The sequence below is a fragment of the Variovorax sp. P1_H2 genome (genome assembly GCF_056405295.1).
This window is the reverse complement of record NZ_JBFUCJ010000183.1, coordinates 1-7,938: the sequence shown is the minus strand read 5'-3', so window position 1 is coordinate 7,938 and position 7,938 is coordinate 1. Positions and strand designations below refer to the sequence as shown.

Sequence of the window (7,938 nt, the reverse complement as noted above, 5' to 3'; positions counted from 1 at the left end):
CGGTGGTCAACCACCTGTGCGACGACGTGGCGGTCGTCTTCAAGGGCCGGATCGTGGAGCAGGGCCGGCCCGGCGATCTGTTCCGCGAGGCGCAGCACCCCTACACCCGCACGCTGCTGTCGGCCGTCTTRCAGACGCCCTAGGCCGCGCACAGTCCATCCCTCATTTCCAGGAGACACACGAATGTTGAAGCGACGCACCCTCATCGGCACCGCCATGGCCGCGGCGATACCGGGCGCCTTCCTGCCGCTCGCGCAGGCGCAGACCGGCAAGAACATGCTGACCATCGGCATGCCGCTGGAACCGCCGGGCCTGGACCCGACCACCGCCGCCGCCTCGGCCATCGCGGAGATCGTGCACTACAACATTTTCGAGACGCTCACGAAGATCAACCCCGACGGCTCGGTCACGCCGATGCTGGCCGAGAGCTGGACGGTCTCGCCCGACCTCAAGACCCACACCTTCAAGCTGCAGAAGGGCGTGAAGTTCGAGAACGGCGAAGCCTTCGACGCCGCCACGGTCAAGTTCGCCTTCGAACGCGCCGCCGGCGAGAAGAGCACCAACAAGGACAAGCGCTTCTTCAGCGAGATCAGCGTCAGGACGCCCGATGCCGACACGGTCGTCATCAGCACCACGCAACCCAACCCCGACCTGCTGTTCATGCTGGGCCAGGCCACCGCCTGCATCGTCGAGCCGAAGAGCGCCGACACCAATGCGAGCAAGCCGGTGGGCACCGGCCCGTACCGGCTCGACAGCTGGCAGCGCGGCTCGGCCTGCACGCTGGTCAAGTCGCCGGCCTACCGCAATCCGGCATTGGCCAAGGTCAACAAGTTCGTCTTCAAGTTCATGTCCGATTCGGCCGCGCAGACCGCGGCGCTGATGGCCGGCGACATCGACATCTTCCCGCGCGCGGGCACCCGCTCGGTGGTGCAGTTCAAGAGCAGCCCGCGCTTCCAGGTGATCGAGGTCGGCACGCGCAGCAAAGTGATCCTGGCGATCAACAACAGGCGCAAGCCGCTCGACGACGTGCGCGTGCGGCGCGCGATCCTGGCCGCGGTCGACCGCAACGCGGTGATCCAGGGCGCGGCCGACGGCTTCGGCAAGCCCATCGGCAGCCACTACCCGATCGGCGCGCCGGGCTATGTCGACACGACGGCCATCAACCCGTTCAACATCGAGAAGGCCAGGCAGCTGCTGGCCGAAGCCGGCGTGAAGACGCCGCTCGAACTGCGCATGACGCTGCCGCCGCCCTCCTATGCACGCCAGGGCGGCGAGGTGATCGCGGCGCAGCTCGCGGCCATCGGCATCAACGTCAAGATCCAGAACGTCGAGTGGGCCCAGTGGCTCAGCGGCACCTTCGGCGGCGGCCACGACTTCGACCTCAGCATCGTCGCGCACGTCGAGCCTTTCGACCTCGTGAAGTACACCGAGCCCGACTACTACTGGGGCTACGACTCGAAGAAGTTTCGCGACCTCTACACCTCGATCCAGAACGAAGCCAACGAGAAGAAGCGCAACGCGCTGCTCGGCGACGCGCAGAAGATGCTGGCGGCGGACGCCGTCAACGGCTTCCTGTTCCAGGCCGTGTTCCCCACGGTCGCGCGCAAGGAAGTGAAGGGCCTGTGGCTCAGCATGCCGATCGTGGCGAACGACCTGGCGGCCATCACCTGGAGCTGATGCGATGACCCAGCCTCTTTATGCGCTGAGCGTGGCCGAGCTTGGCGCGGCCTACCGCAGCAAGGAACTCTCGCCGGTCGAGGTGACGCGCGCGGTCAACGCGCGCATCGAGGCGCTCGAGCCGAAGCTGCACGCCACCTGGCTGTTCCGCCCCGAACGCGCGCTCGAACAGGCGCGCGCCTCGGAAGCGCGCTGGCGCGCCGGCACGCCGCGCGGCGCGCTCGACGGCGTGCCCCTGACCCTCAAGGACAACCTCGCGACCGCGGGCGACCCGATGCCGCTGGGCACCGCGGCCTACGACCTGGTGCCGATGACGCAGGATTCGCCGCCTGCGGCACGGCTCAAGGAAGACGGCACCGTGCTGGTCGCCAAGACCACGATGCCCGACCTCGGCATGCTGTCGTCGGGCCTGTCGACCTTTCACTCGATCTCGCGCAATCCCTGGGACCTGTCGCGCACGCCCGGCGGCTCCAGCGCGGGTGCCGGTGCGGCCGCGGCCGCCGGCTACGGACCGTTGCACGTCGGCACCGACATCGGCGGCTCGCTGCGCCTGCCGGCCAGCTGGTGCGGCATCTTCACGCTCAAGCCCAGCGCCGGCCGCATTCCGCTCGGCACGCCCTACATGGGCCGCTGCGCCGGGCCGATGACGCGCACGGTGGCCGACTCGGCGCTGATGATGCGGTCGCTCGCACAGCCCGACGACCGCGACTATTCGGAACTGCCGCCGGCGGCCATCGACTGGACCGCCTTCGAGGTCGACCCCTCGTTCCTCGCCGGCAAGCGCGTGGGACTGTTGATGGACGCGGGCTGCGGCCTGCCGCTCGACCCGCGGATCGCCCAAGTCGTGCGGCGCGCCGCGCAGCGCATCGAGGCGGCCGGCGCGCAGGTGGAGGAGATCAAGCCCTTCATGACGCCGCAGATGCTGCAGGGCATGGACCACTTCTGGCGCCTGCGCTCGCTGATCGACATCCGCGCCCTGCCGGCCGGGAAGCGCGCGAAGATCCTGCCCTACATCGACGCCTGGGCCGAGAGCGCCAGCGGCTTCTCGGGCGAGCATGTCTTCGACGCCTACAGCCAGTTCATCGCCACGCGAGCGGCCACGGTCGCCGCCACCAAGGCCTATGACTTCGTGATCTCGCCGGTGTCGCCGAACATGCCCGCGCCCGCGGAACATGCCTCGCCGACCAACGACCCGCTGTTGTCGCTGGAGCACATCGGCTTCACCGTGCCCTACAACATGTCGGAGCAGCCTGCGGCATCGATCAACTGCGGCTACTCGGTCGAAGGCCTGCCGATCGGCCTGCAGATCGCCGGCCGCCGCTTCGACGACCTGGGCGTGCTGCAGTTCAGCCGTGCCTTCGAGCAGATCCGCGAAGCGCAGAAGCCCTGGCCCGAACCAGGATGAAACACCCCCCGAAGCGCCTGCGGCGCCTCCCCCCTCAAGGGGGGCGATACCGGCGGCCCGGCGAAGCCGGTTCCGCGGTATCCCTGGCCTTTGGCTGCGCAGGTTTCATGCGTCGCGGGTCCTGCGATCGCGTGCTGAAGAACTGAAATGAACGGCGCCTTGCCGGCGCCCATCGCAACGAGACACACCCTATGAACGCAACCCACTACATCGACGGCCGCCAGGTGGCTGGCGAAAGCGCCGAAACCATCGACGTGATCGATCCCAGCGACGGCCAGCGCTTCGGCAGCATCGCACGCGGCACCGCGGCGGACGTGGACGCCGCCGTCCGCTCGGCGCGTCGCGCGATGGGCGAGAACTTCGACGGTCCCTGGGGCGGGACGACGGCGCTCGAGCGCGGCCGGCTGCTGGCCAGGCTGGGCGCCGCGGTGCTCCAGCACCACGAGGAACTGGCGCAACTCGAAGCGCGCGACACCGGCAAGGCACTGCGCGTGGCCCGCAACGACGCCACGGCGCTGGCGCGCTACATGGAGTACTACGCCGGCGCCTGCGACAAGCTGCACGGCGACACGCTACCGTACGAGCGCGGCTACACCGTGCTGACCGTGCGCATGCCGCACGGCGTCACCGGCCACATCATTCCGTGGAACTACCCGATGCAGATCGCGGGCCGCAGCGTGGGCGCCTCGCTCGCGGCCGGCAACGCCTGCGTGGTCAAGCCGGCCGAGGACGCGAGCCTCTCGCTGCTGCGGCTGGCGGAGATCGCCAGCGAGGTGGGCTTTCCCGCCGGCGCGCTGAACGTGGTCACGGGTTACGGCAGGGAGGCCGGCGCCGCGCTGTGCGCGCACCGGGGCATCGACCACATCTCGTTCACCGGCTCGACAGCTACTGGCCGCAGCGTCGGCCTCGCCGCCGCCGAGCGCCATTGCCCTGTGACGCTCGAGCTCGGCGGCAAGTCGCCGCAGATCGTGTTCGCGGATGCCGACCTCGACGCGGCGCTGCCGGTGCTCGTCAACGCCATCATCCAGAACGCCGGCCAGACCTGTTCGGCCGGCAGCCGCGTGCTGGTCGAGCGCACGGTCTATGAAGACGTGGTGCAGCGGCTGGCCGAGCGCTTCACGGCCGTGCGCTCGGGGCCGCCCGCGGACGACCTCGACATGGGTCCGCTGATCAACGAGAAGCAGTACCACCAGGTGCGCGACATGGTCGCGACGGCCGAGGCCCAGGGCCTGAAGGTGGCCGCCCGGGGCACGGTGGTGCCGCACGCCTCGGCCAGCGGCTACTACCAGGAGGCGGTGCTGTTCCGCGACGTTCCGGCCGACAGCGAGCTCGCGCAGCGCGAGGTGTTCGGCCCCGTGCTGGCCGTGATGCCCTTCGCCGACGAGGCCGAGGCGGTGCGGCTGGCCAACGGCACCGACTTCGGCCTGGTGGCGGGAGTCTGGACTCGCGACGGCGCCCGGCAGCTGCGCATGGCGCACAAGCTGCATTGCGGCCAGGTCTTCGTCAACAATTACGGTGCGGCGGGCGGCGTGGAGCTGCCCTTCGGCGGCGTGAAGGCCAGCGGCTTCGGCCGCGAGAAAGGCTTCGAGGCCCTGCTAGGCTTCACGACCCTCAAGACAATCGCCATCAAACATGGATGAAGCTATGAACTCGAACGAACAAGCGCAGCCCCGGCGCGTCGGCCTGGTCGGCGTGGGCCTGATGGGCAGCGGCATCGCCCAGAACATCGTCAAGCACGGCCATCAACTGACCATCCTCGACCATCCCGGCAATCAGCCCGTGGACGCGCTGCTCGCGGCCGGTGCCCGCGCGGTGTCGGACGTGACGGCGCTGGCGGCGCAGGTCGACGTGCTGATCCTCTGCGTCACCGGCACGCCGCAGGTCGAGGCCGTGATGCTGGGCGACAAGGGCGCGCTCGCGGGGCTGCGCCCGGGCACGGTGGTGATCGACTGCTCGACCGCGGTGMCCGCATCCACCGCCAAGGTCGCGCAGGCGGTGCTGGCCAGGGGCGGCAAGTTTCTCGATGCGCCGATGACCCGGACCGCGAAGGAAGCCGCCGAAGGCCGGCTCAACCTGCTGGTGGGCGGCGATGCCGAGGTGCTGGCCGCCTGCCTGCCGTTGCTGCGCTGCTTCGCGGAGAACATCACGCACGTGGGCGGCATCGGCGCCGGCCACGCGATGAAGCTGCTGCACAACTTCGTCTCGCTCGGTACCGTGGCGCTGCTGTGCGAGGCGGCCGCCTGCGCGCAGCACGCCGGTGTCGCGCCCGAGGTTTTCGTCGACGTGCTGGCCAAGGGCGGCGGCAACGGCGTGGCGCTGGAGCGGGTCAAGCCCAAGCTGCTGACCGGCGACACCGCCTCGCTGAAGTTCTCGATGGCCAATGCCAAGAAGGACCTCGGCTACTACAACGACATGGCCGAGCAGTCGTCGTCCAGCCACGGCATCGCGCAGGCGGTGGAGAAGCTGCTGGGGCAGGGGATCGATGCGTTCGGGCCGGATCGGATGGTGCTGGATCTGGTGGAAGCGCTGCGTTAGGGTAACCCTGCGTCGCGGGTCGACAGGAACTTGCACGGGGGCACTCCCACCAAGCGCGTCATCATCGCGGCGAAGGCACTCGCGCTCGAGTAACCGAGTTCCGTCGCGATGTGAGAAATTGACTTTCGTTGCGCTGCGAGCGTCAGTGCGCGAGCCAGCAGAACCTGCTGCCGCCAACTCGCGAAGCTTGTCCCTATTTCCTTCCGGAACAGCCGCGCAAGCGTGCTGACGCGCGTTTGTCAATCATGGGATCAGATCATGCAAGGGATGGGCCTTTTTTGTAGGTCATCCCTAAAGTTCGATAACTGTTGCAAAAAAACTTGGCGGAAAGGTCCATTTTTTAAGGATGGACCCGCCTCTTCTCGATTTCTTCCGGGGTCGGGCTAGGTGCCAAGACAATCACGTTCAGCTTCTGAAGTATCCAATAGATCAATTTCATCGGGTCAAGCTCCTTATCTATTGCGGGAGAAAGCGCCCGGGGAAAGGCATGATGATTGTGATGCAGCGTGGCCCCGAAGGTCAGGGGCGACATAAATACAAGATTAGTTGATTGACCTTTGGTTTCGAACTTTGATGATCCTACGCAGTGACAGAGGCCGTTCACCACGAATTCTGTAAAAAAATAGCCTATGAAAACTCGTAGCGCGCCGAAATAAGCGAACCATTTAACGGCCAAATTCTGGCCACCTATTACCCACCCAACAGCGAAGGGCAGAGCAAATCCAGCGTAAGAAATAACGACGAAATACCTATCAAACCACCGCAGCATTGGTTCATCGAGAAGCTGTCCAGCATAAAATTTCTTTGAGGTGAGAACTCGACTAAACTTCCAGCCCATAGATGCCCACCACAGACCGACAGTGAGCACAGCTAAGCGGTTAGTGCCAAACTGCGTGGGAGTGTGTGGATCTCTGTCCGCGATATCAACGTGGCGATGATGCCGTTTGTGGTTTGCCACCCATTGGATCACCGAGTCCTGGCATAGCAATGTTCCCAAGAGGGCGAGGAAGCCCCGAAACACCTTGTGTGTCGTAAATGTCCGGTGGGTAAAGTACATGTGATACCCAGTATTAGCTCCGAGAGCCGTCGCCACGAAAGCGACAGGCAGGACATACAGGGCATCCCAGGGCGACAGGATCAGCTGGTTCACTGCAATCACTGAGCCCCATAGCACCAAGATGGTTGACGTTGCGAAATAGATAAAGCGCCTTGTGTAGGCTCTGCCGGCCAAGAAAATTACCTCCTCGCGATCGAATGCAATTGCTCTCATGAAGTAATTATCAAAAATAAAGTAACTAGAAACGCCGCCACGGCAATGACTGACAAGGCTGAGGCAAGAATCTGCAATCGATAAACAAGGGCAACACTGCTCTCCGTTCGATCGTCGTCCCAGCCCTTGCCAAGCAACCCACTTAGCGTGCATGCCAAAAAGAAGCTACAAGCGGCCGCAGCAAAAGGCGCAAGTGTAAAGACGGCTGCTGTAGTGAATAATTTCTCGAGTGCCAAGGTGAGCGCAATCAGCGAAATGCCCCCGACACAAGTTGAAAGGTGGGCGACGCGCCAGAGTTCAGTTCTTTTCGCGTTTCCGCTTCGCTTCGTTATACCGTGAGGAATACCTAACATCGTTCCGGCGCAAAACAAAAGAGTTCCGACAAGCAAGAAGAGGCTGCCTTCGGGCGTAAAAATAGCGAAGTTCATATCGCAATCGAGGGCTCATGCTCAGGCTCAGAAACGAACCGCGAGACTTGTTCGACAACATGCTCATCTTGCAAAATTCGCATGTGCCCAAAACCCTTGGTCTGTACCAGTCGGGCTCCCTGGATGGTGAGAGATACCATCTGGCCGTCCTTGAATGGAATGTATTGGTCACTGATGTCATGAATTAGAAGGCAGGGCGTTTTCAAATCAGGACCGATCGTTTCAAACGACAGTTGGTCTTCCGAGCAACCATGGAGTCGCTCCATCAGTGGGTACATCTTTTCGTGTGAGCGAGGCGGTACGCCGACAAATTTCGCAAAGCCGCTAACCACATGCCGGAGCGAAAATGGACACGAAATGAGGACGGCGCGCTCCGCCTGCACGCCCTTGCGCATCGCGATGCCGACAGCAGCAGCCCCAAACGAATGACCAACGATCGCATGCAGAGGACCAAACCGTTTAGTCGCGCTCTGCACCGCCTCGGAGAATTCAACGAGCGTCGTACGCTTTTTGGCCGATGATCCATGCGCGGGGCCGTCGAATGTGACTACGCGGTAGCCCTTATCTGCCAAGTCAATCGCGATCTTGACCAACTGGCTGCGTCTCCCTTGCCAGCCGTGCAC

At 64.5% G+C, this 7,938-nt stretch carries 8 protein-coding genes and 1 pseudogene; 5 read left to right on the top strand and 4 right to left on the bottom strand.

The window, feature by feature from the left end:
• The 5 genes from AC1D2E_RS33580 to AC1D2E_RS33560 all read left to right on the top strand — a co-directional run.
• A partial coding sequence (locus AC1D2E_RS33580) for an ABC transporter ATP-binding protein (RefSeq protein WP_478201415.1) occupies positions 1-143 on the top strand: 143 nt, incomplete at its 5' end.
• Between the two features lie 40 nt (positions 144-183).
• Positions 184-1,677 carry an ABC transporter substrate-binding protein gene (locus AC1D2E_RS33575; protein WP_478201414.1) on the top strand — a complete coding sequence of 498 codons (1,494 nt, stop codon included), beginning with the start codon at positions 184-186 and terminating at the stop codon, positions 1,675-1,677.
• 4 nt (positions 1,678-1,681) lie between these two features.
• Positions 1,682-3,082 (top strand): amidase, encoded by a 1,401-nt coding sequence (locus tag AC1D2E_RS33570; RefSeq protein ID WP_478201413.1) that lies wholly within the window; start codon positions 1,682-1,684, stop codon positions 3,080-3,082.
• Positions 3,083-3,273: 191 nt separating this feature from the next.
• Positions 3,274-4,722 (top strand): aldehyde dehydrogenase family protein, encoded by a 1,449-nt coding sequence (locus AC1D2E_RS33565; protein WP_478201412.1) that lies wholly within the window; start codon positions 3,274-3,276, stop codon positions 4,720-4,722.
• A 4-nt stretch (positions 4,723-4,726) separates the two neighbouring features.
• Complete coding sequence (locus AC1D2E_RS33560) at positions 4,727-5,617, top strand: NAD(P)-dependent oxidoreductase (protein ID WP_478201411.1); 891 nt, start codon at positions 4,727-4,729, stop codon at positions 5,615-5,617.
• On the opposite strand, the pseudogene AC1D2E_RS33555 reads toward AC1D2E_RS33560, so the two are convergent.
• From AC1D2E_RS33555 to AC1D2E_RS33540, 4 genes and pseudogenes are all read right to left on the bottom strand, one after another.
• Positions 5,614-5,835, bottom strand: a pseudogene (locus AC1D2E_RS33555) (helix-turn-helix domain-containing protein); the annotation flags it as partial. The gene AC1D2E_RS33560 and the pseudogene AC1D2E_RS33555 sit on opposite strands and share 4 nt — an antisense overlap.
• 122 nt (positions 5,836-5,957) lie before the next feature.
• A complete protein-coding gene (locus tag AC1D2E_RS33550; protein ID WP_478201410.1) occupies positions 5,958-6,887 on the bottom strand; it encodes a fatty acid desaturase in 930 nt (309 codons plus the stop codon).
• Positions 6,884-7,315, bottom strand: coding sequence for a hypothetical protein (locus AC1D2E_RS33545; protein ID WP_478201409.1), 432 nt, complete (start codon positions 7,313-7,315; stop codon positions 6,884-6,886). The genes AC1D2E_RS33550 and AC1D2E_RS33545 overlap by 4 nt, the downstream gene beginning before the upstream one ends.
• On the bottom strand, positions 7,312-7,938 hold a 627-nt coding region (locus AC1D2E_RS33540; protein ID WP_478201408.1), incomplete at its 5' end, for an alpha/beta hydrolase. The genes AC1D2E_RS33540 and AC1D2E_RS33545, both read right to left, overlap by 4 nt.